This is a genomic window from Rhodococcus ruber, from assembly GCF_016804345.1.
In the GTDB taxonomy this organism is placed as follows: Bacteria; Actinomycetota; Actinomycetes; order Mycobacteriales; family Mycobacteriaceae; genus Rhodococcus; species Rhodococcus ruber.
Genome location: NZ_CP044212.1, coordinates 138,462 through 165,393 on the forward strand (window position 1 = coordinate 138,462; position 26,932 = coordinate 165,393).

Annotated in this window: 19 protein-coding genes; 6 read left to right on the plus strand and 13 right to left on the minus strand. The window is 67.2% G+C overall.

The window, feature by feature from the left end:
- Window positions 1–37: 37 nt before the first annotated feature.
- Genes F1734_RS25880 through F1734_RS25895 form a run of 4 tightly spaced genes read right to left on the minus strand, consistent with a single transcriptional unit; the run spans window position 38 to window position 4,443 of the window.
- Entirely contained in the window at window positions 38–1,615 is a 1,578-nt protein-coding gene (locus tag F1734_RS25880; protein WP_037217581.1) for a DHA2 family efflux MFS transporter permease subunit, read from the minus strand.
- Window positions 1,566–2,096 carry a signal peptidase II gene (lspA, locus tag F1734_RS25885; RefSeq protein ID WP_019290694.1) on the minus strand — a complete coding sequence of 177 codons (531 nt, stop codon included), beginning with the start codon at window positions 2,094–2,096 and terminating at the stop codon, window positions 1,566–1,568. Before lspA ends, F1734_RS25880 begins: the two co-directional genes overlap by 50 nt.
- Window positions 2,093–4,057, minus strand: coding sequence for a heavy metal translocating P-type ATPase (locus tag F1734_RS25890; protein WP_019290695.1), 1,965 nt, complete (start codon window positions 4,055–4,057; stop codon window positions 2,093–2,095). The genes lspA and F1734_RS25890 overlap by 4 nt, the downstream gene beginning before the upstream one ends.
- Complete coding sequence (locus F1734_RS25895) at window positions 4,054–4,443, minus strand: ArsR/SmtB family transcription factor (RefSeq protein ID WP_019290696.1); 390 nt, start codon at window positions 4,441–4,443, stop codon at window positions 4,054–4,056. Before F1734_RS25895 ends, F1734_RS25890 begins: the two co-directional genes overlap by 4 nt.
- Before the next feature lie 115 nt (window positions 4,444–4,558).
- Between F1734_RS25895 and F1734_RS25900 the strand changes: the two genes are divergently transcribed.
- Entirely contained in the window at window positions 4,559–6,814 is a 2,256-nt protein-coding gene (locus F1734_RS25900; protein WP_050993554.1) for an MMPL family transporter, read from the plus strand.
- 288 nt (window positions 6,815–7,102) lie between these two features.
- Here F1734_RS25900 and F1734_RS25905 read toward each other — a convergent pair whose 3' ends face one another.
- The gene (locus F1734_RS25905; RefSeq protein WP_039586110.1) at window positions 7,103–10,114 is read right to left on the minus strand and encodes a Tn3 family transposase; all 3,012 of its coding nucleotides are present in this window, start codon (window positions 10,112–10,114) and stop codon (window positions 7,103–7,105) included.
- Between the two features lie 174 nt (window positions 10,115–10,288).
- Entirely contained in the window at window positions 10,289–11,530 is a 1,242-nt protein-coding gene (locus F1734_RS25910; protein ID WP_238424196.1) for an LGFP repeat-containing protein, read from the minus strand.
- Window positions 11,531–11,681: 151 nt separating this feature from the next.
- On the opposite strand from F1734_RS25910, the gene F1734_RS26625 reads away from it, so the two are divergent.
- Both F1734_RS26625 and F1734_RS25920 read left to right on the plus strand, forming a co-directional pair.
- Window positions 11,682–12,251, plus strand: coding sequence for a hypothetical protein (locus F1734_RS26625; protein ID WP_420803917.1), 570 nt, complete (start codon window positions 11,682–11,684; stop codon window positions 12,249–12,251).
- Window positions 12,252–12,655: 404 nt separating this feature from the next.
- Window positions 12,656–13,651, plus strand: coding sequence for a hypothetical protein (locus F1734_RS25920; RefSeq protein ID WP_155621928.1), 996 nt, complete (start codon window positions 12,656–12,658; stop codon window positions 13,649–13,651).
- 103 nt (window positions 13,652–13,754) lie between these two features.
- Here F1734_RS25920 and F1734_RS25925 read toward each other — a convergent pair whose 3' ends face one another.
- Together F1734_RS25925 and F1734_RS25930 are read right to left on the minus strand one after the other, a co-directional pair.
- On the minus strand, window positions 13,755–14,393 hold the full coding sequence (locus F1734_RS25925; RefSeq protein ID WP_155621927.1) for a hypothetical protein: 639 nt from the start codon (window positions 14,391–14,393) through the stop codon (window positions 13,755–13,757).
- Window positions 14,394–14,405: 12 nt separating this feature from the next.
- Window positions 14,406–15,467, minus strand: a complete 1,062-nt coding sequence (locus F1734_RS25930) for an LGFP repeat-containing protein (RefSeq protein ID WP_238424197.1) — start codon at window positions 15,465–15,467, stop codon at window positions 14,406–14,408.
- 13 nt (window positions 15,468–15,480) lie between these two features.
- Between F1734_RS25930 and F1734_RS26375 the strand changes: the two genes are divergently transcribed.
- Together F1734_RS26375 and F1734_RS25935 are read left to right on the plus strand one after the other, a co-directional pair.
- Window positions 15,481–15,927 (plus strand): hypothetical protein, encoded by a 447-nt coding sequence (locus F1734_RS26375; RefSeq protein ID WP_238424198.1) that lies wholly within the window; start codon window positions 15,481–15,483, stop codon window positions 15,925–15,927.
- Window positions 15,928–16,312: 385 nt separating this feature from the next.
- Window positions 16,313–16,954 carry a ScbR family autoregulator-binding transcription factor gene (locus F1734_RS25935; protein WP_203012026.1) on the plus strand — a complete coding sequence of 214 codons (642 nt, stop codon included), beginning with the start codon at window positions 16,313–16,315 and terminating at the stop codon, window positions 16,952–16,954.
- A 728-nt stretch (window positions 16,955–17,682) separates the two neighbouring features.
- Here F1734_RS25935 and F1734_RS25940 read toward each other — a convergent pair.
- Entirely contained in the window at window positions 17,683–18,312 is a 630-nt protein-coding gene (locus tag F1734_RS25940) for a DUF6338 family protein (RefSeq protein ID WP_059175190.1), read from the minus strand.
- 544 nt (window positions 18,313–18,856) lie between these two features.
- Between F1734_RS25940 and F1734_RS25945 the strand changes: the two genes are divergently transcribed.
- The gene (locus tag F1734_RS25945) at window positions 18,857–20,077 is read left to right on the plus strand and encodes a hypothetical protein (RefSeq protein ID WP_059175191.1); all 1,221 of its coding nucleotides are present in this window, start codon (window positions 18,857–18,859) and stop codon (window positions 20,075–20,077) included.
- 797 nt (window positions 20,078–20,874) lie between these two features.
- On the opposite strand, the gene F1734_RS25950 is transcribed toward F1734_RS25945, so the two are convergent.
- From F1734_RS25950 to F1734_RS26385, 4 genes are all read right to left on the minus strand, one after another.
- A complete protein-coding gene (locus F1734_RS25950; protein ID WP_059175192.1) occupies window positions 20,875–21,081 on the minus strand; it encodes a hypothetical protein in 207 nt (68 codons plus the stop codon).
- A gap of 113 nt (window positions 21,082–21,194) precedes the next feature.
- Complete coding sequence (locus F1734_RS25955; RefSeq protein ID WP_203012043.1) at window positions 21,195–21,443, minus strand: hypothetical protein; 249 nt, start codon at window positions 21,441–21,443, stop codon at window positions 21,195–21,197.
- Between the two features lie 86 nt (window positions 21,444–21,529).
- On the minus strand, window positions 21,530–22,561 hold the full coding sequence (locus F1734_RS26380) for a hypothetical protein (RefSeq protein WP_238424199.1): 1,032 nt from the start codon (window positions 22,559–22,561) through the stop codon (window positions 21,530–21,532).
- Entirely contained in the window at window positions 22,555–25,956 is a 3,402-nt protein-coding gene (locus tag F1734_RS26385) for a helicase-related protein (RefSeq protein ID WP_238424200.1), read from the minus strand. The genes F1734_RS26380 and F1734_RS26385 overlap by 7 nt, the downstream gene beginning before the upstream one ends.
- Between the last annotated feature and the right edge of the window lie 976 nt (window positions 25,957–26,932).

Here is a 26,932-nt window from a genome sequence, read left to right on the forward strand (position 1 = left end):
GTCGCGTGCCGCAGCCGCTGTCAAGGAAGTGGCTATTTCAGTTTCGATCACGCGCCGGTGATGTCGGCGCGGGCGCAGGAGTGTGGTTGGGGAGTTTGGCGGCGATGGCCGCGGCCAGTAGTGCGCTGATGGCGGCGCTGGCGAGGAACACTGCGGACATGGCGTGGCTGTAGGCGTGGGCGCTGGTCGCGGCCAGATCGGCGCCCGCTTGGCCGGGAATCCGGGTCGCGGCCAGTTGTGCTCCGGCGATGTTGTCACGCGCCGCGCTGACTACTGGTTCGGGCAGGCCGCTCAGGTGGGGGTCGAGGTCGCGGGTGTAGGTGACGGTGAGCAGGGTGCCCAGGATGGCCACGCTGAACGCCGCACCGACCTGTCGAATGTCCATCAGCAACCCAGCTCCTGCCGCGCTGCGGTGCTCGGGCAGGCTCGCCATGACCGCATCGACAGCTGGCGCCAACGCCAGCCCGGCACCTAGGCCCACGGTCGCCAGGCACGCCGCGACGAAGCCGTAGCCGGAGTCGACGGTGATGCGGGATGCGAGCACGAATCCTGCCGCGGCGATCACCATGCCGATGACGATCGGGATTTTGGCGCCGAGTCGGGTGACGATTTTGTCGACGGCGGCTGCGGCGATGATGATCGCCAGCACCAGAGGCACTAAGCGCAGGCCGGTGCCGAAGGCGTCGTGGTGGCGCAGGATCTGCAGGTATTGCGGCAGCACGAACAGCACGCCGACCAGGGTGAAGGTGCCTGCGGTTGCGGCCAGGGTAGGCCAGGTGAAGGCCGGATTGGTGAACAGTGCCAGATCGACCAAGGGGTCGCGGGCACGGCTTTCCCACACCAGAAATCCCGCGATCAGCCCCACACCGGCTGCCAGAGCCGCGAGCACGACGGGATCGGTCCACCCGTACGCGGGAACCTGGATGATGCCGAATACCAGCGACGCCGTACCGGGCACGGCGGTGAGGATCCCGAGCCGGTCCAGCGGCGGTGCGTGCGGGTCGACCGATTCGGGCAACAGCACCGCACAGGCGACCAGGGCGGCGACACCGACCGGGACGTTGATCAGAAACACCGAGCCCCACCAGAAATGCTGCAACAACCAGCCACCGACGATCGGCCCCAGCGGCAACCCGACACCCAACGCGCCGACCCACACCGCGATCGCGCGACGACGCTGGTCGGGGCCGAACAGGGTCGGCAGGATCCCCAGCGACAGCGGCACGATGATCGCCGCGCCGATGCCCATGACCGCGCGGGCGGCGATCAGCGAGCCGGTGGACCCGCTGAAAGCGGCCCAGGCCGAGGCGGCGACGAAGGCGACTAAACCTGCCAGCAGGAGCCGTTTGCGACCGTAGCGGTCACCGAAGCCGCCGGCGGGCAGCATGAGCGCGGCGAAGACCAGGGTGTAGGCGTTGACGATCCACTGCAACTGGGTGGTGCTCGCGCCGAGGTCTTGGGCCAGGGTGGGCAGGGCGACGTTGAGAACCATCAGGTCCAGCCCGACGGTGAGCAGGGCGACGACCAGCGCCGCCAGCCCTGCCCACCGACGTGATGAGCCCGGCTCAGTCCCGGTCGTCGGCGTGGTGTTCGGGTGAGAGTGGTTCTCGCTCATCGGAGTTTCCGATCAGAGTGGCGACGATGAGGGCGGTCGCGCCGAGCACAATGAAGGTGTCGGCGAGGTTGAAGGTGGGCCACCAGCCGGTGTGCAGGTAGTCGGTCACCACACCGTCGGGGAACCGGTCGATCACGTTGGCAACCGCGCCGCCCAGGATTGCGGCGAGCGCGACGCGAGTGAGCAGGTTCGCGCGCGGCGCGACCACCCATCCGCCGACCGCGACCGCGGTGGTGATCACCGTGGTGAGGGTGAGCATCACCCAACTGGGTGCGTCGGCGGCGATCGAGAACGCGGCGCCGGGGTTGAACGCCAACCTCAGGTCCACCGGACCCGCCTCGATCGGTGCCCCGGCCAGCGTGGTCTGCGCCCACGCTTTGAGCGCGAGGTCGATACCGGCCAGCGCGGCCGCGGCAGCCACCCACCGCAGTCGCCGCCCCCACCGCGACACGGTGGGAGCAGACGACGCGGTGGCGGTCACGCGGGCGCTCCGGCCAGTACCGGTGCGGGCTTGGCCGCCGAATCGGGCAGCGAGGCCAGGGGTTTGGTGCGTCCGGCGCGGACACCGTTGGCGATGACGACGATCTCGGCGAGTTCGTGCACCAGCACCACCGCCGCCAACCCGAGAACCCCGAACAGCGCGAGCGGGATCAAGATCGTGATCAACCCCAACGACAAACCGACGTTCTGCAACATGATCCGGCGAGCCCGACGAGCGTGCTCGAGAGCCCGCGGCAGGTGCCGCAGGTCCTCACCCATCAACGCCACATCCGCGGTTTCGATAGCGACATCGGTGCCCATCGCCCCCATCGCCACACCCAGGTCGGCAGTCGCCAGTGCGGGGGCGTCGTTGACGCCGTCGCCGACCATCGCGGTGAAACGCCCCTTGCGCAGGTCGGCGACGATGCGGGCCTTATCCTCCGGACGCAGATCCGCGTGCACGTCTTCGATCCCCGCCTCAGCGGCCAAAGCGGCGGCGGTGCGGACGTTGTCACCGGTGAGCATCGAGACCCGGATTCCCAGCGCGTGCAATCGGTCGATGACCTCGTGTGCCTCGGGCCGCAGTTCGTCGCGCACAGCGATCGCACCGATCACCTGGCCGTCGAGCTCGATCAGCACCGCGGTCGCCCCCGCGTGCTGCATCCGTTCCACATCGGCGGCCAGAACACCCGGTTCGATCCAACCCGGACGGCCCAGCCGCGCCCGACGCCCGTCGATGCGGCCGGTCAACCCGGCGCCGGTGACCGCCTCGACGTCGGTGGCGGGAGCGACGGTCTCGACGGCGGCGAGGATGGCGCGGGCGAGGGGATGTTCGCTACGCGATTCCAGCGCCGCGGCGACAGCGAGCACTGTGGCCTGCTCGGCGCCGGTGACGGCCGAGATCTCGACGACTGCAGGCTGGTTCGCGGTCAGCGTGCCTGTCTTGTCGAGCGCGACCTCACGCACCCGACCCATCGCCTCGAGTGCGGCACCGCCCTTGACCAGCACGCCCAGCTTGCTCGCCGCGCCGATGGCGGCGACGACGGTGACCGGCACCGAGATCGCCAGCGCGCACGGCGAGGCCGCGACCAGCACCACCAGCGCACGTTCGATCCAGGTGACCGGATCCCCGAAGAGCGCGCCGATCACCGCGATGGCGGCGGCGGCGATCATGATGCCGGGCACCAGCGGTTTGGCGATCTTGTCGGCCAAGCGTTGAGCGTCGCCCTTGCGGGCCTGCTCGGCCTCCACGATCCGCACGATCCGCGCCAGGGAGTTGTCCTCAGCGGTCGTGGTGACCTCGACGGTCAGCACACCGGTGCCGTTGATCGACCCGGCGAACACCTCCGCCCCCGGCCCGGCTTCCACCGGTACCGATTCGCCGGTGATCGCCGAAACATCCAGCGCGCTACGCCCGTCGACGATCACCCCGTCGGTCGCCACTCGCTCGCCGGGGCGCACGAGCATCTGGTCCCCGACGCGCAGCTCCGCTGGGCTGATCACCATTTCGGTGCCCTCGCGTAGCACGGTGGCCCGGTCCGGTACCAGGTTCAACAGCGCGCGCAGCCCGCGGCGGGTGCGCGCGACCGCGTACTCCTCGAGGCCCTCGCTGATGGAAAACAGAAACGCCAGCATGGCGGCTTCGCCGACCTCGCCGAGGATCACCGCGCCGATCGCGGCGATCGTCATCAGCGTGCCGACCCCGATCTTGCCCTTGGCCAACCGTTTGAGCGTGGATGGGACGAAGGTGTAGGCACCGACGAGGAGCGCGGCGATCTCCAACCCCAACTCGACGGCGCGCGGGCCGCCGGTCCAGCCGACGATCAGTGCCGCGACCAGCAGCACTCCGGCGACCGCGGCGGCGCGCAGTTCGCTGACTTCCCAGAGCTTTTCGGGTTCGCGTTCCTCGGCCTCGCCGTCACCGGCGGGTTCGTCGTGGCCGCAGCCGCATGCGTCGCTCATGCTCGCACCTCCGCGCTCTCCGTCTCGGTGGTGGAGTCGGTGCCGTAGTTCGGGCACAACGCCACCGCATTGCCTGTCGCCGCGAGCAAGGTCTCTGCCGAGGCGAGTAGGTCCATCAACTCCGGGCGGGCCAGGCTGTAGAACACCTGCCGCCCTTGCGGACGCCCCACGACCAGCCCGCAGTCGCGCAGGCACGCCACATGCGCCGACACCGTCGACTGAGCCAGTCCGAGCCCGGCCATCAGGTCCGAGACCCGCGCTTCCCCGCACGCCAACCGGTGCACGATCGCCAACCGTGTCGCATCGGAGAGGCTGTGGAACAGTGCCACCGCCGGATCCAACCCCTGCGTCTCGACGAGGCAACCCCCGCCATCATTAATCGCCATAAAGCGATGATAGCTGCGAAACCTATTGATATCGAGTGAGAGTGTGATTAATCTCGTTTCAACGATTACATCGCGATATGGCGATCAATTCGTGGTCGCTACCGAGGGAGAACGCGTGAACCAGCAGAAGTCCGCCGTCGTCGAGAACTCGCCTCAGCAACCATCGCCGCCGGGCTCGCCCGGAGTGCTGTATCGGTGGGGCGTTCTGATGGCCCGGCGCAGACGTGCGGTCCTGGCGGTCTGGGGACTGCTGCTGGTGGTGTGCGCGGTGGCCTACCCGCTGCTCGAGAACCGGCTCGGTGCGATGGACTTCGGTGTCGAGGGCTCGGAGTCCACCGAGGTGGATCGCCTGGTTGCCCGGCACTTCCCGCAGTTCGGTACGGAACAGGCGGTCATCGTGCTGCAATCTGGCGCGGTCACCGCCACCGACGCCGAGTTCCGTGCAGCGGTGGCTCGCACGATCACCGTCGCCACCGCGGTCGAGGGCGTGGTCGAGGTCGTCGGCCCCTACGACGGGCTGCCCGGATCCCAGATCTCGGCCGACGGTCACGTCGCGATCGCGCTCGCCGGCATGGACGGCGACATGGCCGAACGCGCGAGAGTCGCGCGCGACCTGCAAGACGCCATCGCCACCACCGGCGACGATTCCATCGACGTGGGGGTCACCGGGTACTCGGCGGTACAGAACGCGGCCACCGAACTGCAGAACGCCGACCTGGCCCGCGCCGAGGCAATCGGCATCCCGGTCGCGCTGGTCCTGCTCGTCCTCGCGCTCGGCGCCCTGGCCGCGGCGGCGGTCCCGATCGCAGTGGCCATCGCCGGGATGCTGACCGCGATCGGAGTGTTGTTCACCCTCACCACTGTGACCGCGTTCGATTCGCTGACCGTGGCCATGGCCACCATGGTCGGCCTCGGCGTCGGTATCGACTACGCGATGTTCATCGTCAGCCGCTTCCGCGAAGAACTCACCCACCACACCGTCGCCGACCACGCCGCGATCTCCGGCGCCGTCGGCCGCTCCCTCGCCACAGCAGGCAAAACGATTCTGGTCTCGGGCCTGGTGGTGATGATCTCGCTGTGCGCGTTGATCATCATCCAGGCACCGATCTTCCGTGGCATCGCCATCGGCGTCGCCACCGCCGTCACCAGCATGCTCGCCGTCGCCGTCACCCTGCTACCCGCCCTGCTCGCAGCTTTGGGCCCGGCTGTCAACCGCGGCAGTCTCCCGGCCCGCTGGCGCCCTGCCGACAGCGCCACCGACACTTCGGGCGTTGTCGGTGGTCGCTGGGCGCGCTGGGCGTATCTCGTCATGCGCCGACCCGTCCTCTTCGGCACCGCGGCCGCAGCGGTGCTGGTCCTCGCCGCGCTGCCGGTATTCGGGATCCGCTACGGCCTCGACATGGGTACCACCGCCCTCGACGGCACCCCGACCGGACGCGCCAGCACCGCATTGACCACCAACTTCTCGCCCGGAGCACTCTCCCCGGTCGAGATCATCGCCACCGGCCCCGGCGACACCCCACTCACCGCAGACGCCGCAGCACGGGTCAACCGATTCTTGACCGAGATCGACGGCGACGCCCGCATCGACACCGTCCTGCCCGCCCAGCTCAATGACGGTCGAATGCTGGCGATGGCGATCCCCTCGGTCACCTTCGACTCGATGGCCGCCACCGACCTCATCCGCGACCTGCGCACCACAGCCGCCGACGCGACCGAAGCCGAGATCCGCATCGGCGGCAGCACCGCCGAATTCGTCGACCTCTCCGACGAAATGACCACCAAACTGCCGCTGGTCGTAGCCTTGGTGCTGACCGCCTCGCTGGTCTTCCTCATCGCCGCTTTCCGCAGTATCGCCTTGCCCCTCAAGGCCATCGCGATGAACCTGCTCGCCACGGGCGCCGCCCTCGGTATCACCGTCGCGGTGTTCCAGTGGGGTCTGGGCGAGAACGTCCTCGACTTCACTAGCCCCGGATTCGTGCAGGTCTACCTACCCACCGTGGTGTTCGCGCTACTGTTCGGGCTCTCGATGGACTACGAGGTGTTCCTGATTCGTCGCATCCGCGAATACTGGGACGCCAGCGGCGACAACCAGCGCGCCGTCGCGGCGGGGCTCACTCACACCGCGCGGCCGATCACCGCGGCCGCCGCGATCATGATCGCCATCTTCGCCAGCTTCGTCACCGCCGACATCCTCGAACTCAAACAACTCGGACTCGCCCTCGCGGTTGCGGTAGCCATCGACGCCGTCCTGATCCGCCTCGTACTCGTCCCGGCCCTCATGCGCCTGCTCGGCAAGTGGAACTGGTGGCTGCCCACCCCCGGCGTCCGGTTTACCACCGACACCCATGCAATCGAGGAACGCCGCTGAACCACGCGGCGATCACGATCTGACACGGCGATCACGACAGGTTGTATGCAGGCACTGGCCGCCCACCGAACCCGCACCGCCCAGGCACCATCCCCAGCGACAACGATCAGTGCCCGCGTCACCTACCGCAATCCGCAAAGGGCTCCGGCCGTCCCATCGCCCATGAGCACCGCCGATCCCAACACGGCGGGGATGACCATGCAGCCCGTCGCCGACGCCTACACCAGCTCACACGCCCCCTGCCGACGCCCTCGTCGACCCCCGCAACCGAGGCACCGTGCTGCTGACTCAGAACAGGGTGTCGCGTACCCGCAGCGGCCGGTACCCGGTCGGGCCGAGCGCGGCGAGTTCGGCGTCGATGTCGACCTCGATCGCGCCGAAGAAGTTGATGTTCTCGCTGTGGGCGGGGCTGATATGGGCCAGCACCTCGTCATCGATGCGGCGCCCGGCACGGCGCATCTGCTCGACCGCGAGCCCGTAATACTCGGTGGTCCAGGCGATCACGGCGTTGGTGGCCAAGGTCAGGCACCACGCCTGCTCGGTCTGGTCGTCGAGCTGGCGGGCGCGGATCATGCCCTCGTGCGCATAGAGCAGGTCGCGGCGCAGCGCGTGCAGGGACTCGCCCTTGTTGAGCTGGCGGGAGATCTTGCGTCGATAGTCCGGATCCGACAGATACTTCGCGGCGTAGACGGTGCGCCGGACCGCGCCGTACTCCTTGAGCGCGGTGGCCAGGGTGTTCTGCCGCCCGGACGCGGACAGCTTGCCGACCAGCAGCGAGGCGGTGGCGTGCCCGAACTTCAGCGACCCCGCCAGCCGCAGCAGATCGTCCCAGTGCTCGGCGATCAACTCCAGATTCGCTTTGCGGGTCATCAGCGGTCCGGCGTGCGGGAACCGGGCCTCGGTCTCGCGGCGGGGGCCGGGCCGGTACAGGGTGATCCGGCCCAGGTCCCGGATCCGGGGTGAGAGCTGCATCCCGAGCAGGTCGAACAACCCGAAATTCACCAGAGTCACCCCGTGGGTGTCGGTGGCGTGTTCGGTGATCGGCAGATCCGTGGCGTTGCCGAGGATTTCATCGAGCACGTAGTGCGCTTCGCGTTTGGTGGCGACGATGATCTTCGTGCCGTAGGTGGCGTGCTGATCGGTGACATGGGTGTAGGTCGACAGCACCCGGCCGCCGTGGATGACCATCTCCCGCGCCGAAGTCGACTTACCGCGCACCGGGAACCGCTGCCCGTCGCTGGATGACAGCGTGCCCGCACCGAACACCGTGGTCAGCGGCAACCTTTGGTGGTAGTCGATGATCGCCAGGTTCGCCGCCCGCAGCGTCTCCTCGCGGACATACCATTCCGCCGTCCACGCGAGGATGTCGTAGGAGATGCCGCAGGCCTCCGCCATCCGGGTCAAACCCAGGTTCGTCGAATACGCCAGCAGCACCGCGATGAGGTTGCGTTTCAGCTCCGGGGTGCGGGTCTGCTTGCCCGAGGCGTGAGTGAAACAGTCCAGGTAGCCGGTGCGTTTGTCCAGCTCGATCAGCAACGACACGATCGGCGCGAACGGCAGCATCTCCGTCAGCTCCGCCTTCAACGACTTCGCCTCCTCGGGGACCTCTTCGGCGGTCAACGGCGAGATCACCAGACCCCCGCCCTCGTCCACACGGACCGGGCCGTCCCCGCCGGCCAGCACCGCCTCCAGCCCTTCGACCGCCTCGTGCAGCTCATCGACTACCGCCGCCAACCCTTCGCCGGGGTCGGCGGGTTTGCCGACCAGGCGGCAGAACTCGGCCCGCTGCGGCGCCCACTGCCCGGTAGTGAGCAGGTAGGCGGCCGGATCGGCGTAGCGGCGCGACCCCGGCACGAACACATCCCCGCTACGCAAACCGTCCCGCAACCCCAGCAGCACACACAGCTCCCAATAGTGCCGATACGCGGTGACACTGCCCGATTTCCGGGCCTCGTCGAGATAGCCGCGCCACTTGACCGGCACGAACCCCGCCGGTGCCTCGTCGAACACCTTCCGACGTCCGGTGGCGTTCAGCTCGCGCAGCATGTCCACCGCAACCAGCAGCTCCGTCGCCGCGGTGCCGCCGGCGAACCGCACCGCCGACAACACCGCCGGAGTGAACTGCCGCAGATAGCTATACGACGAATCCAGTGCGGCCAGATGCCCGTGATCACGCGGCAGCCGCGGTTTGGCCGCCGCGATCGCCGCCCGCAACCGCTCCCACCCGATCGCATCGCCCCGGACCAGACCGCCAACGTCTTCGTCGGGGATCTGCGGGTCATTGATGATCGCCAGCAACTCATCGAGGAGGGCCTGGCGATCCTCTCCCGTTTTGCCGCGTTCGGCCAACTGCTGCTGCATGCGCCGCTCGGCCTGGCCGAACTTCGCCGAGATCGCCTGATCGAACAGCGCCACCACCTCATCGAGCACATCGGTCGCCGACTGCGCCAGCACCGTCAACAAGATCGGATACCGGCGTTGCGGCTCTCGACGTTCGAGGGCCTGCGGGGTCAGACGCCGGCCCATCGTGGCCAGAAACCGGCGCCGCTCGGCGGGCAGCACCGACATGTCGAGGCGGTCCGCGCCCATCCCGCGCAGGAACCCCAGCTTCTCGACCTCGGCGCGCACCGCCTGCGCCGACGCCTCCACCGGAGGCGTCGACAGCCACCGCAGCCGCGACACCCCTAGCGAGGGATCGGTGACCAGCAACGAATCCAGCTCCGTGCACCGTTCGGGTGTGAACTCGTGCGCGAGCCGGTCATAGGTTTCGGTCTGCGCCTGGTGACGGGCGTGGGCGACTCGCTCCACCACCGTGACCGGGCCCGGCCGGATCACCCGCGCCGAGATCAGGTACTCGCACGCCAGCCGGAACAGCAGCGTCGGGGAATCATGCTCCATCGCCCGCGCCAGCAAGAACTCGTCCAGCTCCTTCGACTCCAACGCCCCGGCCGCCCGCCAGCCCAGATACTGCGCGGCCAAACGTGCGTGCTCGGTGCGGGTCTTGGCGCGCCTGCCGTACGAACCGATCCCCACCGCATCCACCCGCAACTGCTCAGCCAGCCGGGCCACCGCCACCGGCGGCGCCGTAGTCAACCGGTCCGGCACAAAACCCAGCCACGGCAGAGTGCACAACGCCACCGCCAAACCCAACCGGTCCGCCGGACCCCGGCCACGACCCGGATCCACAAACGCCAGATCAGCCGGAGTCAACGTGAAAAACCGGAACAACTCCTCACGGCTGATCTCCGGGAACCCCCGCAGACGCTCCAACTCCTCGTCCGCGAACACCCGCGTCGCCACGAACCCCAACCTCCAGCACGCCGATCAACCCTCATCGGCAGCCAAGCCAAGCACCAACCACCCCACCGTGCACCCCGAACACGAAAACCCTGCTCTATCAGCCCACTACGCCATATCCGCCCGAAATTCGGCCGATACTACGGCGACCCCGTGAAGTGGGTGGAAATCCGATAGTCACCGTTTCGACACGGCATCTCGGGAGTTTCGTACCCCCCTCCTCGGAATTGTCTCCAATGATCGAACGTTGGCCGTCTGCCCGTCGCCCTTGCTATACGAGAACTCCTCTTTTCCTATCACACTTCCGCAACCAAACACACCTTCACAGTCCGGATACCACCACATGGTGACGTGCGCCTCGATCTTCACCCGGTCGGAATCACAGGTAACCGACGCAATACCCGAAACTGTCAAATCTTCATGGTGAGAATGATGCGGCCATTGTTGGTTAAAAGTGCAGCCTTGGATTGTCTCCTTCGCCTCGGTAAGGAGGGAGAATGATATGATTCCGTTTTGGAATGGTTGTTTGCTGTATTGACCTTCGTCATAGGGGGCTCCGGTTGGATATCCCCACTTTCCAGCCTCGTATCCATCGGCAGCCCAAATCGACTCGATACTTCCGTAAACCTCCCATGCCCCGACGCTAGGGTGCCAGTAGATGACGCCGCGTTCGAAGCGGTCCATCTGGCCTTGCCCGTCGGGCAGGCCGATCTGGTCCTGGATGGGGTAGCCGAGGAGGCTGCCGGGGGTTTCGGCGCCGACGCTGTTCCACTTGTCGCGTAGGGGCCCGTTGCGGATGGCGGAGCCGATGGCGTTCTGGAACGCGACATAGATGGCGCCGTTCTGGAATTCCTGATGCCGGCCGACGGCGTCGGCGTGCACGATCTCGTCGGTGGTGGGGTAGCCGAGCCAGCCGGCTTCGTAGCCGTGGATGCCCCAGCGGTTGAGGAAGCTGTTGACCACCGGGTGCGCGCCGGTGGCGGCGGACCAGTAGATCGGGCCGTTGGCGAAGGTCACCCGCTCGCCGGTGCCTCCGGGGTTGATGATGTTACCGCTGGTGGGGTAGGACAGGAAACTCGCCGGCCCACCGAGGGCGTTGTACTTGTCCCTGATCGCGCCGCACACCTGGAACCACGAGGGCCAGTAGACCTGGCAGCTCGAAGCGGTCAGGCTGCGGGAGGACCTCAGGCGTGCCTCGGCGATCTCGGCCTTGTCGGCGTCCTCCTTGGTGAACGGGGCCGGGACCTCTTCCCGGTCCGAGCGCATCTGCCCGGGCACCCGTGTGGATTTGGGGTTCTCGGTGGGGTGCCAGTCCGGGTCCGGTTCGGCGGTCTTGGACGAGCGGGCCGGATCGTCCGGCGGCACGGGCTGGTCGGCGGCCGGCGGGGCCGGCCGCAGCTCGGCCGGCAGCGGCGGCACCGTCTCCGCCGGCGGGACCGTCGGTGCCTGTACCGGGGCAGGGGCGGGTGCCGTCTCGGGTCGGGCTGTCTCCCGGCCTTGTGCGGGCGCCGACTCCGCGGTCGAGGCCGGCGTCGGCGCGGGGCCGACCGGTTCGGGCACGGTCGGTGGTGTGGTCTCGCACGGCGAGTCCGGCGCCGCAGTGGTGGTGGGAGCCGGGGTGGTCGTAGCCGCGGGTGTGGTGGTGGGGGCTGCGCACGGATCCACGGCGGCCGAGGGTGCGAAGTCCGGGACGTTCGCCGGGGCCGAGGGCGTCGTGGTGGCAGGGGCGGCGGGAGGGATGGTGGGTTGGGCCAGCACCGTCGTGGGGCCGGTGGCGACCAGGAGGGCGGTCGTGCCGGCGAGCACACAGCGGGCGACCCACCGGCGTCCGGGCGTGCGCGGGGCACGGCGATGGAGCGATTCCCTTCGAGACCTACCGTCTTTCGCAGGAACAAGGCAGGTCGCCGCGTGGATCCAGGGGCATTGGCGGATCGAGAACCGGCCGCACTGGGTGCGCGATGTCACCTTCGACGAAGACCGGTCGACCATCCGCACCGGCTCCGGACCGCAGGTCATGGCCACTTTCCGCAACACCGTGATCGGATGGTTCCGGCTCACCGGAATCACCAACATCGCCGCCGCGCTACGCCATCACGGCCGAGATCCGCATCGCCCCATCGACCTGCTCTTGAGCATTTGACATGGGATTACGCGACTTTGCCGACACCCTGCCCATTGAGTAGATCAGATGCAACGAGAGAGCGGTTTCCCTGCGCTGGCAGTGCGGAATCTCCCATCCACGGCCGGAGCGGCTTGATCCGCCGGTAGGGAAGTCGGCCGGTTGATTCCGCCTCATGTCTCGATGAACACCAGAGGCACCGGACCTCACGATGCTCCTCCCCCGCCGTCACTTCTTCCCGCAATGCGCCGGTAGATCTCTCCAGCCGCTCGCCCGCACCCGACCAAAATCAAGATCAAAAAGCCCGCCATGCGGGCGGAGGCCAACCGACCTGCGCGAAGAAAACTATCCACATCCACTCCTTATTAGGCGACTTCCTCCAGCATGCATAGCATCTTCACCGCTTTTTCTGGCACAATTCCTCCATGACTAAGAGTCGCGAGGAAATCCTGCATTTGATCGAAGCACTGAGCGGTGACCAGGTCGCAGCCTTGCGCAACACTGTACTTGGTGCGGTCCGTGTCATATCGGATGGAGGAACCCTGAGCAATGCAAGCGGATTGCTTAACAAGTCAGTTAAACTAATACGGGTCCCAAGTGTGGAAATCCAAGGTGCCGAACTGACGATTGGAGCCCAGATATCAGATGCTGCCAGCCTCGGCACTTTTGATGCCTCCAAAGAATTCTTCGTAGTCAATATTGGAATAAATGGATATTCAACAAATTCCTCGCTTCCGGAGAGGCTTCGGCGCCTCACCATCCCCCATTGCGAGCAAGTAGAATGGGTCCGCGCCACACTCGGTGAGAAACTGTCGGATTATGCATATCGCGCGATCGGTGTTCTGGAGACCATAGAACCCCGTCCGTCATTTCACATCGTCATCATCGATCAGCATGGACAGCCATACCTTGCCCCGAAAGATTTTGACTGGAACAGGATCGGTAGCGGCGGACATTCAGTGCGGCCGATAAAGTCCCCTCCGGCAGCCAATAATACTGAATTGAGAGCAATTCTCAAGTCTCACGGAGACCTTGTCCCGATCGAAGAGATTCCACAGAAGGGATCCCGTCTCGGCGACCCCGAGTGGTTGGAATCGGTATTCTCATACATCATTGTCGAGGTTACGAGCCCGTCGTACAAGCAGCGAGAAGTGGCAACGTTCACCTTCGACAATCTGCAGATGCAGGAAGGCCGCGAAATAGCTGTACAATTTTCCTTCTTCGATGAAGAATTGAAGGAACTTCGGCGCCATGGACTACGTGTGGACGGGCCTTCATACCGCAGCATGCTCAGGAGTCGAGATGGCGACGACCGACCCCGTTTCGCGGCATCAAGGCTGACTTCTTCAATTTCCTCGATGGCCTTGTCGTATCGCGATGTTCCACTCATCGATGGAGTGCACTGGGTGACATCGCCCTGACCTTTTGGACACCGACTCGGTCCGAGGCAGCGGACCCCGAGCCGAAGTTAACGGGAACCTCGGAGGCGGCAGATACTGGTCCGCTTCCGAGCTTCCCCTTAGCTCAAGCGAATGCCTGACCGGTACCTGGCCCTCCTTCCATGAAGGTCCAGTAGTTGACCTCGTCTGGGCACTTCCCCGGGTATCCGTTGCAGAACGCCGTCAGCAATCCTACTGGCTTGTCGTCGTTCAAACTTGCTGGCCAACTGTAGTAGTAGTCCGAATAATCCGTCTCGACGACCACGTGAATCTCATAGGGACCTTGCCAACCCCCACCATCCCCAGCATACTCGCATATCGGGAGATCGCCGTATGGATTTGGAACGCAGTTCATTGTACTCACGAAAGATTTGAACAGAACGCTTGAGTAATTAACTCGGTCTTCACTCATCTGACTGTTGCCATTGGTGTTGTTTATGACAAACTGCATGAGGTTCAGATTGACGAAATTGTGTTTGTGTTCAGCTTTGTCGGTTCCAAATCCTTCACCTTTTTCAGGAGGGGTAGTAGTCGAATATCTGTTGTCGATCTCCGGATCCCAGAACCCGCGCCGTAATGGAATTTCCCCACGGTTGTTGTGTACGATGAGTTGCTTTATTTGGTCCGTCGGGTAACCACTGGGCGGCTGCGCCGCCAATGCCGTAGGCGGCGTGACGAACAGCAATGCGATAGCGCTTGTTAATACGAGAAGACTTCTCAACATTGTAAGTCCTTGCTAGTTGTAGACGGTAATCGCTTTTCCATTGGGAGCAATAGCGGCAAGACCATTTTCAAATCGTTGCCGTACGAAGTTCCCCTCGGTTGCGCCAATGATGTCAGGACCTGCGATGGGATAACCTAGTTGACCGGCTTCGTAACTGAGAACAGCCCACGCTCCGAGGATTTCCAGCGGTACAAACCACGTCCCAAGGAGGGGGTGAGAGTAGATTGATCCCTTGTTCTCAAAAGCCACGTAGTGGCCGATACCGTCAGGTGCTACTTGTTCGTCGGTCTTCGGATATCCCAGTTCACCGTCTTCTCTTCCACGTGCGGCCCATTCATCGCGTACTCCGAGATAAAGGACGCGAGCTCCTGTCTGGCCGGACCAGGTGATGGTGCCGTTGAGGAAGTTGTTGTAGCGGCCGTTGTACTTGTTGACGACGATCTCGTCGCTGCTGGGGTAGCCGAGGGGGCCGGTTTCGGCGCCGAGGGCGTGGTATTTGTCGCGGATGGCGCCACCGATGGCGCCGAGGGAGACCGGGCTCCAGTAGATGGAGCCGCCTTGGAAGTCCTGGCGCCGGCCGTTCTGCAGCACGATCTCGTCGGTGATGGGATAGCCGAGGAAGCCGGCTTCCCAGTTGTGCTGGCCCCACTTCATCATGAAGTGGTTGACCACGGGGTGCGCCCCGGCGTTGGGGTGCCAGTAGATCGGTCCGTTGGCGAAGGTTTGGCGGCGTCCGACCTGGTCGGGGTTGACCAGTTCGTTGCTGGTGGGCCAGAGCAGGAAGCTGTTCGGTCCGCCGAGGGAGTCGTACTTGACGCGGATCTCCCCGCAGACGACGTACTGCCACGCGGGGAAGTAGACCATGCAGTCCGTGGGAGCGGCGGCGGCGACGGCGTTGGTGGTGGTGCTGCTGCGGGCGTTGCGGGACCGGGAGGCCGCGAGGAGTTTCGCCTCGGCGATCTCGGCCTTGTCGGCATCTTCCTTGGTGAAGCCTTCGGGGAGTTCTTGGCGGTCCGAGCGCATCTTGCCGGGCATGATCGTGGAATTGGGGTTCTGTGTCGGTGTCCACTCCACCCAGGGTTCCTTCTTGCCCGGCGCCGTCTCCGGTCTCGCCGGCGCCGGTCTCGCCGGCGCCGGTGTCGTCGGCTCGGCGCTCGGAGGAGCCGGGGTCTCGGTGACCGGCGGCACCGGCAGCCGCGTCGTCATCGGTACCGACGAGGCCGACGGCGCCTCGGTCATCTCAGTGGTGTCCGGTGTCGACTGTTCGGGCGCCGGTGCCTCGGCCGAAGACGTGGTGATGCCGGCGCTCGGTGGTGGCGTCGAGGTGATGATCGGGGCGGTGGGCGTGGCCGTGGGCTGGGCCAGCACGGTGGAGCTGCCGTGGGTGATCAACAATGTGGTCGCGGCGGCGAGCACGCAGCGACTCACCCACCGGCGGTGGGACGTGCCCAGGGCACGGCGACGGAGCGATTCCATTCGAGACTTACCGTCTTTCGCAGGAACAAGGACCAGCGGTGGCGCCATCGCTGCCTGAAACCTAACCGCTTTCCCACCAACCACACCCGTATCCGGTAACACTTCCATCACGGAAACCATCCGTCCGGTATCTTCATGGAAGGTCGGTCGATTCCGGCATTTCGGTACTACACCCGAAGGGCTGCCCGTCCCGCGGCGGCGGTCTGGTGGTGCGCAGGGAAGTGCTCTGCTTCCGGGAAGAAGTGCGGGATGAGTGTGACGAGGATGTCCGGTGCGGTGCGGCGGCTCGGCGCCGGGGTGGTCGGGGCCAGGCCCCCGGGGTCTCGGCGGCGAGGGCGCAAGGTGCGCTGCCTCGGTGCCCGTAGGCTGTCCGGGCGGTCGTTCCCGGGACCGATACCGATTCGGAGGGGACGGCAATGTAAGGCGAGCGGGAAGGAGGGGTGGTGGGGACCACGCAGCACCGGGGCCGGGTCACCCGGTTCCACTTCGTCACCGTCGCGGCCGAGTTGTTCGCCGCCGCCGGGTATCACGGGGTCAGCACCGGCGAGATCGTCGCCGCGGCCGGCTCGAACAAGGGCGCGCTGTACTACCACTTCCGCTCCAAGGATGACCTCGTCGCGGCGATCATCGACGAACAGCACCGCCGCTCGATCGCCCTCGTCCAACGCGTCACCGCCACCGACACCGCGGCGCTCGAGCAGATCGTCATGCTCAGCCACGCCCTCGGCGAGCAACTACAGGAGAGCGTGCTGGTGCGGGCCGGGCTGCGCCTGTCCACCGAACTCACCGACCGCACCTCCGCCCACCCGTACCGGGACTGGATCGGTGCCTGCCGGGTGCTGCTCGACCGCGCCGCCGACGACGGCGATCTGCGCGCCGGTCTGGACCTGGATGCGGTGGCCCGGTTCGTGATCGGGGCGTTCACCGGCCTCCAACAGCTGTCCGGGCTGCTCACCGACCGCTCCGACCTGTCCCGGCGGATCGACGAGCTGTGGGCGCTGGTGCTGCCGACCCTGGTCGCCGACCCCGGCCGGCGCGAGGCGGTGCGCCGCGCCCGCTGGACACCCCCGGTCCCCGTCGCCTGACCGGGGTCCACCCCACCGGGACCGCCCCGCCCGTCCCCTCGGGGACGCGCTCCGCCGACCGCCGCGGCCGTAGGTCTCATCGGCGGACACCGCAGGCACCGTCTCGGTGAGCGACACAATCACCCCGGCCCACGACCGGGCGGCCCGGACCGGCGGCCGGTGACCTCGGCAACGTCGAACGCGGGAAGGGGACGAGGGGTGTAGCGGCCACGAGCACGAAGATTGCCGGTGCCGGAACCCTACCGTCTCGGAACGGCCTAAGGGACGGGTCCGGGATCAGTGCTTCTTCGGTGGCTGAACACCGCCGCCGCCCGAGGGTGGGGCCGGTCTCGGGCGCGGCGGGGGCGGGTGGGGCACCCGCCCGGTGGCCGGTCGGATGCCACCCTTCTTCTCGGTGTCCCGCGGATCGAGCGCCCCGTGCTGCGGCCGGGGGCGGGCCCTACCGGTGGGGTCACTCATCGTCGCCCTCGGTCCTGTGGGCCCGGAGGTTGCCGACCCCGCCGCCCCCGCGGGGGGGTTCCACCGGTGTGCGGGCCGGCTTGACGATCACCCGTTCTCCGGGCACGTACCCCCCGGCTCGGGGGGGCAGCCAGCCCCTCGGCTTCTTGCGTGTCTGTGCAGTGGTCACGACCGGTAGTCCTCCTCACGCCCGTCTTCTTCGAGTATCCCTGCCGCCTGCGCCTCGCGCTCGTGCTGCGCAGGTGAAGCAGAGGCAGGACCCGGCGGGGTCAGTCCGCCAGGAACTGGACGAGCTGGACGTCGTCGCACCGGACCCACACCCCGACCGTGCCGTTGCCGACCACCGGCGCCTCGAACGTCCCGTCGTCCGCCATCTGCCACGCCTCCTGCAGGTACACCTCCCGCGGCTCGGGATAACTGGTCAGAAACGAGTCCGCCCCGGCGTACCCACCCACCCAGGCCCCGTCCTTGGTCAAGATCCGCACGAACCCCGGGCCGGACCGGCTGGAGGCGAAATCCCAGGCCGTCGGGGTCGGGTCGTACACCCGGAACCGCTCGGACCACGACATGCTCGGGTAGGCGCGCCAGGTCGTCCAGGCGTGCACCGCCACCGCCAGCGTCGCCGGCAGCACCACGACCAGGACGAACGCCACCCAGGCTGCGCTGCGGGGGTGCTCGAGCGAGGAGGCGGGCCGAGAGAGCGCGTCGGTGAGCGTCGACCCCAGCACCCCGAGCAAGGCCAACGCCCTCGACCACGCCAGCGCCCGCACCACCCGCACGCCCAGCTCACGATCGTCCGGTGTCGGCCCCCGCAGGCGAGCCCGCAGACCCTGATACAGAAATCCCGGCACCACCGCCAGCAGCACCGTGACGGCCTGCTGCCATCCACTGACCAGCACCAGAACCTCTCCTTCCCCGCACCGGCCGAGCCCGGATCCTCCGGACCGGCCACACCGCACCCCGGGACCGGGTCGGGCCGCTCAGGATCTTCGCAGAACTTACCGGCGCCGGTCGTCGCCCGCACCGGGTCGCACCGGAGAGCGGGTTCGCCGTCGCCGGCCACGCCCGCCGCGAAGCCGACACCGCGCGCCCGCCCGGGGGTGTCGCGGGGGTCCCACCGGGTTCTCGCCGACGAACGGGTGGGCGGCCGTGGCCCCTGTCCGGCGCGTCGAGGGACCCCCGCGGCGGACGGACGCCCCGATCCGGTCCGGAGCGAGGGCCGCCGCCGTTCGACGTCGACCCGTGCGGCCACGGAACCCACGACATCGACGCTCCGCCACAGTCGGCCCACGCTCCGCATCCCCGCGGAGGACGGTCACCGCTCGGGACACCGGCGAGGCCACCGCCGCTGTGGCGGAGAAGCTCGGCGTCTGCCTTCGGTCGTGACCTGGGAGACTCACCTTTTCGACCGGACGCGAGGGAGGGAGAACGAGGGTGACCCGGATGGACGAGACCCAACATCGACTGGTGGCATGGACCGAGGGCCAGGAGTCCGAGCGGCTCGCCGCCCAGATCCTGGCCGATCAGGGATTTCAGGACATCGACCCGTCGCACCCCTACGGTGGCCGGGACGGTGGCCGCGACATCGTGTGCAGCCGCGACGGCAACCCCTGGATCGGGGCGGTGTATTTTCCCCGGGGACAGAGGTCGCTCACCGAGATCACGGCCAAACTGACCGACGACCTGGCGGCGGCACGCAAGCACAGCCCGTACGGACTGGCGTTCGTCACCAACCAGGAGTTGAAGCTGGCCGAACGCCGCGAGCTCAGGAAGCTGGCCGACGACATCGAGATCGACATCTTCCACATGGAACGAGTCGCTTTCGTCCTGAATCAACCGCACATGCACCGGGTGCGCAAGCAGTACCTCGACATCGACGCAGGCCCCGTCCCTCTCGACATTCACCTCTCCATCGACGGTGCGGCGCACTACTTCACGGACAGCCATGTACTCCGGGACCACCTCATCGACACGGAGGCTCGAGGCATCCGCGAACGCGCAGCGAACAACCGCAACCTCTCGTCAGCCGAGCGCGCTCAGCTGAACATGCTCGCCCGAACGATGGGTCGCGGAGAAGTCGGCGCCCCGCGGACCGAGGAGCAAACCGAGGCGGAGGTGACCGAACTGCGTCGGCGAGTGGAACACAACTGGCCGCGCAGCGAGCAGTGGCTCGGAGCACGCGGCTGGGACGGTCTTCGGTTCACCGTCACCAACAACGCCGAGTCGTTCCTCACGCGAGTGGAGTTGGTCATTACTTTCCACGGCGTGCAGGGGTTCGAGAAGGACTATCTACCCGACCGAGTCGAGCTCTTCCCATGCCTCCTCGACCCGGACCGGGAGCCCACCGACTGGCATGCAGCGTCGGCGTTCGTTCCTCGGCTCGCCCATCGGCAGGTGCAGTGGGACAATGACGACGGCGATCTGCGGGTGATAATCACGCTCGAGGAGTTGCGGCCGAAACCTGCCGTGTGGCGAAGCGAGCCCGACGAAGTGATCGTGATGGTGCCGCCCACCGAGACCCCCATCGACGTCACCTGGTTCGCCACCGCTCACGGGCACGGCACCGCATTCCTCGGCGATCCGATCGCGCTGCCTGTCGTCGCGGCATCGTTCCGGGACGCACTGAGTCGGACGCTTGACGGCGCAGACGTCGCCGACTCGTGAGAGGGTGCTACTCCGCGACGGGCGGTCGATGCCAACACCCTCACCGACTCGTCCCTCGCCGGCGACGGCGAGGATGTACCAACCCGGCAGAGACCAACGAAGGGAACGAGCGCCAGACGGTATCCTCGAGCTTGTCCGCCCTCGTGGACGAGCGGCTATCGGGATCCGCGGCCGTGAGGTCTCCAGCGGACTCGCGATCAAAGGCGAGCCGGCGGGGTGGCCGCGACCGTAGAGCACGTCATCGGTAGGGCCTTTCGCGCGGGCACGATCGGGCGGCGGTCCGTCCTGTGGGGCGGTCGCCGAACAGCACGGTCGCTACCATGAGGTATGGAGCGCTACGTTCGATCGGAGCCAATTCCTGATACGGGGATCGTTGAAGGGCCGAGGGCTCGATCGCGAGTTAGATGGCTGATCCGAAAGCTGAGCCTTCGCCACCTCATGGATGATCAAAGGCCCAGTGGATACTCGAGCATCGCGCCACGGCGGCCGGACGGCACGCGTGGACCGATCTTTCCCTTCAACTCGAGCGGTGGCGGTGCCGGCCCGGGTGGCGCCTAGATCGGCGCTTGGGGTTTGTCCGGGTCTGGCTTGGCCGAGATGCGGATCATGTGAGCAAGCGACCGTAGTTCCTCGAGCGATCGGATGCCGTCCGGGGCGCTGCCGTCTCCGGGCGGCCACCCACCGCGATAGCAGGCGTGGAAGCTACGGACGCCGGCTTCATCCATCGCATCACCGAGATCTTGGGCTGCGGCGATCGTAGTGGCCGGCACGTCGGTGGAGCCGTTCGGCAGTGCATATCAGCGGTGGCTGAGGTATTCGAACCAGCCGAGGAGCCAGCCGCGTTCGTACTCGGTGGCCGCGTCGTCGTCGAGCTGTTCACCCGGCGGCATCGCGAACCACACGGCGCCCTGCTCGGCGTCCTCGGCGGTGACGTCACCGGCGTGTTCGCGGCCCAAGGCTGCCCGGTAGCCGGCGGCGTGGCCGCGGTCGTAGGCAGTAGTCACCGTGGGGTCCTTTCCGGTGGCGGACGAATACGGTCGGTCCGGGACGGATGCGGTGCGCTACGGGTGGTTCCGGCGCGGCCTACCGCGCTGCGCGGCCCGCTCCCCGCCCGCGGCTACAGCTCGAACAAGCAGAACTGGTCGGCGCGGGCCCGGGCCTCGGTATCGGCTTCGTAGCGGCGGGCCATGGCCCGGGCGACGGTTTCGTCGCAGCCGAGTCTCTTCGAATGTCTTGTGTTCCCCGGATCAGATCGACCAACAATTCCTTGTCGCCGTCGCTCATCTGGCGACCCTTCGATCGCCATGATCAGTTCCATCGCGGCAATATTTGAGCGGGCTTCGGCTTCGGTGATGTGTGGTTCCACGGTCGCCTTCCGGTGGGTGTGCGGCGGAGGGGGCGGGACCGGGATCGGTCCCGCCCCATCTGTGGTGTCGAGTGCGACGGCGGTGGTCAGACGGCGCGTCCGTCGTCGTAGCCGCCCTCGTATCCGGTCTCGTACTGCCGCATCGGGTGGGTGTACTGCGGGTGCTCCGGTGCGGTGCTGCGTGGATCGATGGGGCGCAGCGGGCGTATGTCGCTGGCTGCCGTCAGTCCCTTCTCTAGCGTCTCGTCGAGCACGAAGGTGTCCTCGGTGGCGGTCACCGCGTCGGTCGGTGCCACCACGGCATCGACCGGCTCGATCACCGCCTCGGTCGGCTCGATGACAGCATCGACTTCCTCGGGGACACCCAGGGGCGTCACGTCGTCAACCACGGTTCCCTGTTCGGTAACCGTGGTGGTTTCGGTGCTGGTGACCGCTGTGGCGTCGCGGCGGGTGAGGCTGGCCTGGTGGATCGCCTCGCGGCCGATGTTCTGCTCGGCGGACTTCTCGACGGTCCGTGCGGCGATACCGAATGCCTCGCTGCGGGTGTTCGCGGCGTCGCGTTCGACGCGGCCGTTGCCGTCCCAGGCTTCGAGGTGCCATTGCCGGTCGTCCCAGTACACCCGTGCCCCGGGTCGGCCGGCGTCGGAGTCGAAGCCGTACTGCCAGAGCGCTTCGGTCTCGTCGAGAGCCACCCACGGGTCGGCCTTGCGACCCGCTTCGCGCTGCTCGGCGCCGTCGAGCCATTCCTGCCGGGCGGCGGCCATGCGGGCCGGCACCGAGGCGATGAGGTCGGCCTTGCTCATGCCGCGGTGTTCGGCCCACGCATCGGTGGGGTTCAGATCGAGGGTCCACTGCGGGTACTGCCCGTCCGCGGCCCGGCGCTCGCGGTCTTCGCGGGCTCGACGTAGTGCCTCGGGGGAGTTCTCGCGGGCGTTGACCTCGAGCCGCAGCTCTTCGGCCCGCAGTTTCGCGGCCTCGAGTTCGGCTGTCTCGGTGAACTCGAGTTCCGGTTCGGCCTCGGCGTCGGCGAGCCGGCCCCGGTTGTGCTCGATCCGCGCTTCGATGACCGGCACCTGCCGGGTGGCCTTCTCGGCGAGATTGCGGAGGGTGGTCAGCATCCCCTGCGCCCACTGGCTTTCTCGACCGCGTTGAGGAACCGATCGCGGTCGTACCAGGCGATCTCCTCGCCGACACAGACGTAGAACTGGCCCAGAACCTGGGTGTAGCCGAGTTTCAGCGGCACGCCGCCTATGGCCCCGAAGACCACCTCGTCGTTGCTGCGGGTCACCTCGTCCTTGAGCCGGATCAACGATCCTCGCAGCGCGTCGGCCAGATCGGCGGTTTCCGAGTCGGGGATCGCTGTGTGGGGGAAGTGCCAGATCTTCGTGGCGCGGTCGTCGATGCTGTTCCAGGCGGCGAGCTTGTCGACCATCGCCCGGACGTCGGGCAGCCGGGTCTCGTCGGTGGAAATGGACTTGCTCAAGGCCCGGATCGCGGCGCTGCGGGCGGCATTGGCGTTGAGGACGGCGTCGCGGCGAGCTTCGAGTTCGGCGACCTTCTGGTCGGCCTCGACCTGCGCGACGAAGACCGGATCGCCGGTGGCGGCGGCCTTGCTCTGCGCCCACGAGACCGTCAGGTCGCCGCCGAGGTCTTCCATCGTGGGCGGCACGTCGGCCTTGCGGATCATGGCGACGAAGTTCGATTTGCGGGCCACGTACTGGTACATCATCGCGTCGAAGGAGCGGCGGGCGACCATGTTGACCACGCGGACGCTCTCGTGGACGTTGCCCTGGCGGATGATGCGGCCGAGGCGTTGTTCCATGTCGGCGGCGGTCCACGCCGGGTCGAGGTTGATCATCTGTTTGAGCGCCCGCTGGACGTTCAGGCCGGTGCCGCCCTTCTTGGTGGAGGTGAGCAGCACCCGGATTCGTCCGTCGGTGCACGCTTCGACCAGCCTCGCTTTGGCTTTGGGGCCCTCGTAGTCGTGCATGAACGCGATTTCGTCGGGTTTCATGCCCCGAGCGGCCAGGGCGTCGCGCAGCTCGGTGTAGAGATTGCGGGCCCGGGGGCCGGCGCCGGCCTTGGGGGTGCCGCGGTCGCAGAACACCAGCTGGAACACCCCGGTCATCTCGGGGCCGTACTTGTCGGCGGGGATGTGCAGGTCGGCGTGGTCGGTGTGGACCTGCCAGATCAGCTCGGCGGCGTGTTCGATGCGGCTGTGCTCCGGCTCGGGAGGGGCGAGGTTCGCCAGCGAGGGGTGCATGGTGAGGTTGCGCCCGTCGGTGGCGATCTTGAGGCTGTTGTCCAGGTCCATCCGATCGCCCTGGATCATGCCCATGCGCACATCCAGGTCGGCCATCGCGTCGACGGCGTCGGGGCCCATGTCGAACTCGACGATCTGCGGGGTGCCGCCGTCGAGGGTGGGCAGGCGCACCGGGATCTGATCGGCGGTCACCACGTCGCGGAACTGGTCGAACATCGCCACCAGCTGGGGGACGTTGGCGTATTCGGCCATGCGGGTGCGCATCTGGATGCGGGTGGCGGTGGCGTTCATCTCCGCCACCGACACCGGCTTGGCGAAGGTGCCCGCCCAGTTGTCGATGCGCCCGAGACCGGCCTCGTGCAGCAGGTCCGGGCGCAGGTACTTGGTCATCACCCAGATCTCCGACAGCGAGTTGGTGATCGGGGTGCCGGTGGCGAACGCGATCGCCTTGGCCGGGGCGTGCGGCATGCCCTGCTCGACGCCCCGGGCGCGGGCCTGCTCGCGCAGGTACTTGGCTTTCATCTCCAGGTCGGTGGCGCGCTGGGAGCCGGTCGGCACCGACAGGTCGGCGCTGTTGGACGGGCGGGTGAGGTTCTTGTAGTCGTGGGCCTCGTCGATGAACAAAAAGTCGGCCCCGGACTGTTCGAAGGTCAGCCCGTCGTCGGTGGCCTTGGCGTCGATGATCTTCTCGATGCGTCCTTCGGCGGCCTTGATCGCGTTCTCGATCTGCTTGACCGTGAACTCCGCTCCTTGGGTGTTGGCGGCGTCGAGGGCCTGCCGTAGTTCGGCGAGTTCGCTTTCGAGGTAGTCGATCTGCGCTTCGCGGCGCATGGCGATCTTGCCGAACACCGACTGCGGCACGATCACCAGATCCCAGTCGCCGACGGCGCTCTGCCCGACGAAGCGTTGCCGGTCATCGCGCCCGTCGAGTTCGGCGGCGACGAGGATGTTGGCGTTCGGGTAGGCGTCGCGGGCCTCGACCGCCCACTGCCCGAGCAGGTGATTGGGCACCACGATCCAGGGCTGGCGGACCTGTCCGAGGCGTTTGGCTTCTATGCACGAGGCGGTGATCGTCAGGGTCTTGCCGGCTCCGACCACGTGGTCGAGCAGGATCGTCTCGTCGTGCAGGAACCGCTGCACCGCTGCGGCCTGGTAGTCGTAGGGCGTGTATTTCGGGTTCAGGCCGGGGAAGGTCTTGCTGCGTCCGTCGTGGACCGGTTTGACGAACGAGTTGTAGCGCTCGTTGAAGATGCGGGCCAGGCGCAGATAGCGGTCGCCGTCCTCCCACAGCCACTTCTCGAACCGCTCCTGCAAGGCCGCGGCCGAGGCTTGCGCCTGCTCGGTGAGCTTGACGTGGAACCGCGGCTTGGGGGAGCGGTCGAGCTCGTCGGCGGTCTTGGTGACCTGGATCGGTTTGTTGTTGGCGAGCAGCTCGAACATCTTCACCCCGGGCAGCCGGCCGGTGCCGTACTTGTCGGGATAGCCGCTGGAGAACTCGTGGCGGCTTTTCTGGTCGGTGGAGATCTCCCAGCTGCCGCTGATCGCGTCGTGCTCGACGGTGAGCCGGTCCGGGCGCAGCCCGAACTCCTGGATCAGGAACGCGCGGTAGTCCTCGATCGGCACCCAGGTCGCGCCGATGCGCACCCCGATGTCGGCGGGGTCCACATCCGCCGGCACCACCGATTCGAGGGCCTGCACCAGCGGGGCGTAGCGGGGATCGGTGGCCGCTTTGACCCGGGCGAGGGTGAGTTTGTCGCGGACCTGCCCGGACAGCGCGACGGTGGCGAGTTCCCACTGGTCGTCGGCGTGCAGGGACGGAAAGATCCGACCCTGGGCCTGGTCGAGGGTGTCCTCGACGGACAGGTTCAGCAGCTCGGCGACCCGGTGCGGGGCGATGTGTCCGAGTTCGTCGAAGCAGATCGTCAACGCCTCGTCGAGGTCGGCGGCGCCGGTGGCCTTGTCCTTGAACGGGGTGGTGTCCTCGGTGAAGATCGCCGTCTTGGTCGCCACCGCCTCGGTGCCGTCGAAGCGCGACTGGAAGTTCTCGATCGCCAGCACCATGCCCAGGCGCGGATCGCGAGCGATCGCGCCCTGCAGATGCGCGGAATGCCGCCGCGGCTGCGGCTGCTCGGCCGCCTTCTCGCGCAGCTCCTCGAGTACCTCGTCGGGAATCGACCCGGTGTACGGTCCGGCCTGCGTCGGGTCGAGACCGTCGCAATAGCCTCGTCGCGGCCGGTCTTGAGCCGCCACTCGGTGATCGCCTTGTCCAGGCGAGCGGCGATCTTCTCGTCGACAGCGGGTCGGGTCGGTGAGCTTGAACCGTTCAGCCCGCCCACCTGCGCACGTAACGTCGTCGAGCGAGTTCAGCCGGCCCCGGATCACGTCACGGTCGGCGACGGTATGCGTGCGGGAGCGGCTGCCTCGGACAGCTCCATCACCGTCTCTCACCGAGAGCGATGAGCACCTTCCACTGCCGCGCCAGGTCCTTGCGCGGCAGCCGGCCTCGGCCCAGCCGCGGCCGAGGGTGAACTGCTCGAAGCGATTCTCGGTCTGTGGAATCGCATCGCACCGGGCAGCACCTCGTTCGAGTCGAGACCTGTTCCGGTGCGCAGCCCCGGCGTGGTGAACGCTTCGACCCCGCCGGATCGGGGGCCGGGCGGTGAACCCGAGCCGCGGGCGACGGCCGGTCGATGAGCGGATCGAGCTGGGTGCGCAGCTGCTCGACAGGGCGCCCGGTGTGCGCGGTGACCCGCAGCGAGCCCCCGGCATACATGCCGCCCCGACGGTGAGGGTGCCAGCAGCCGCCCCCGGGTACTTCGCGAAGTAGGGGTTGATCCAGGTCCGCTGGTCTCGCCGGGTCTTGGCGTCGATCGCGGCGACCTGCACGGCGGGCTGCCCATTCGAGGGTGTCCTCGGTGGGGGTGGCTCCGTCTTCGCGGCGGCGGAAGATGAGCACGTCGGTGACCACGTCGGTGCCGGCTGCCGGTCGAACGCGCCGGTGGCAGACGCACCGCACGATCAGATCACCTGTCGCGGTGATCGCGGCGCGTTGTTTCGGGGCGTTTGGCGTCCGAGGTGAACATGCTGGTCACCACGGCGACGTAGCCCCGGGGCGGTCAGGGCGAGGATTTTGGCGATGAAGTGGTTGTGGATCGCCAACCCGCCGGGTTGTGGATCGGATCGACGGGCGCAACTTGCCGAACGGACGTTGCCGATCGCCCCGGTG

Coding starts and splice junctions, on each gene's coding strand:
- F1734_RS25880 (WP_037217581.1), bottom strand. CDS start 1,615: ATGAGCGAGAACCACTCTCACCCGAACACCACGCCGACGACCGGGACT.
- F1734_RS25890 (WP_019290695.1), bottom strand. CDS start 4,057: ATGAGCGACGCATGCGGCTGCGGCCACGACGAACCCGCCGGTGACGGC.
- F1734_RS25895 (WP_019290696.1), bottom strand. CDS start 4,443: ATGGCGATTAATGATGGCGGGGGTTGCCTCGTCGAGACGCAGGGGTTG.
- F1734_RS25920 (WP_155621928.1), top strand. CDS start 12,656: ATGACTAAGAGTCGCGAGGAAATCCTGCATTTGATCGAAGCACTGAGC.
- F1734_RS25925 (WP_155621927.1), bottom strand. CDS start 14,393: ATGTTGAGAAGTCTTCTCGTATTAACAAGCGCTATCGCATTGCTGTTC.
- F1734_RS25945 (WP_059175191.1), top strand. CDS start 18,857: ATGGACGAGACCCAACATCGACTGGTGGCATGGACCGAGGGCCAGGAG.
- F1734_RS26380 (WP_238424199.1), bottom strand. CDS start 22,561: ATGCTGACCACCCTCCGCAATCTCGCCGAGAAGGCCACCCGGCAGGTG.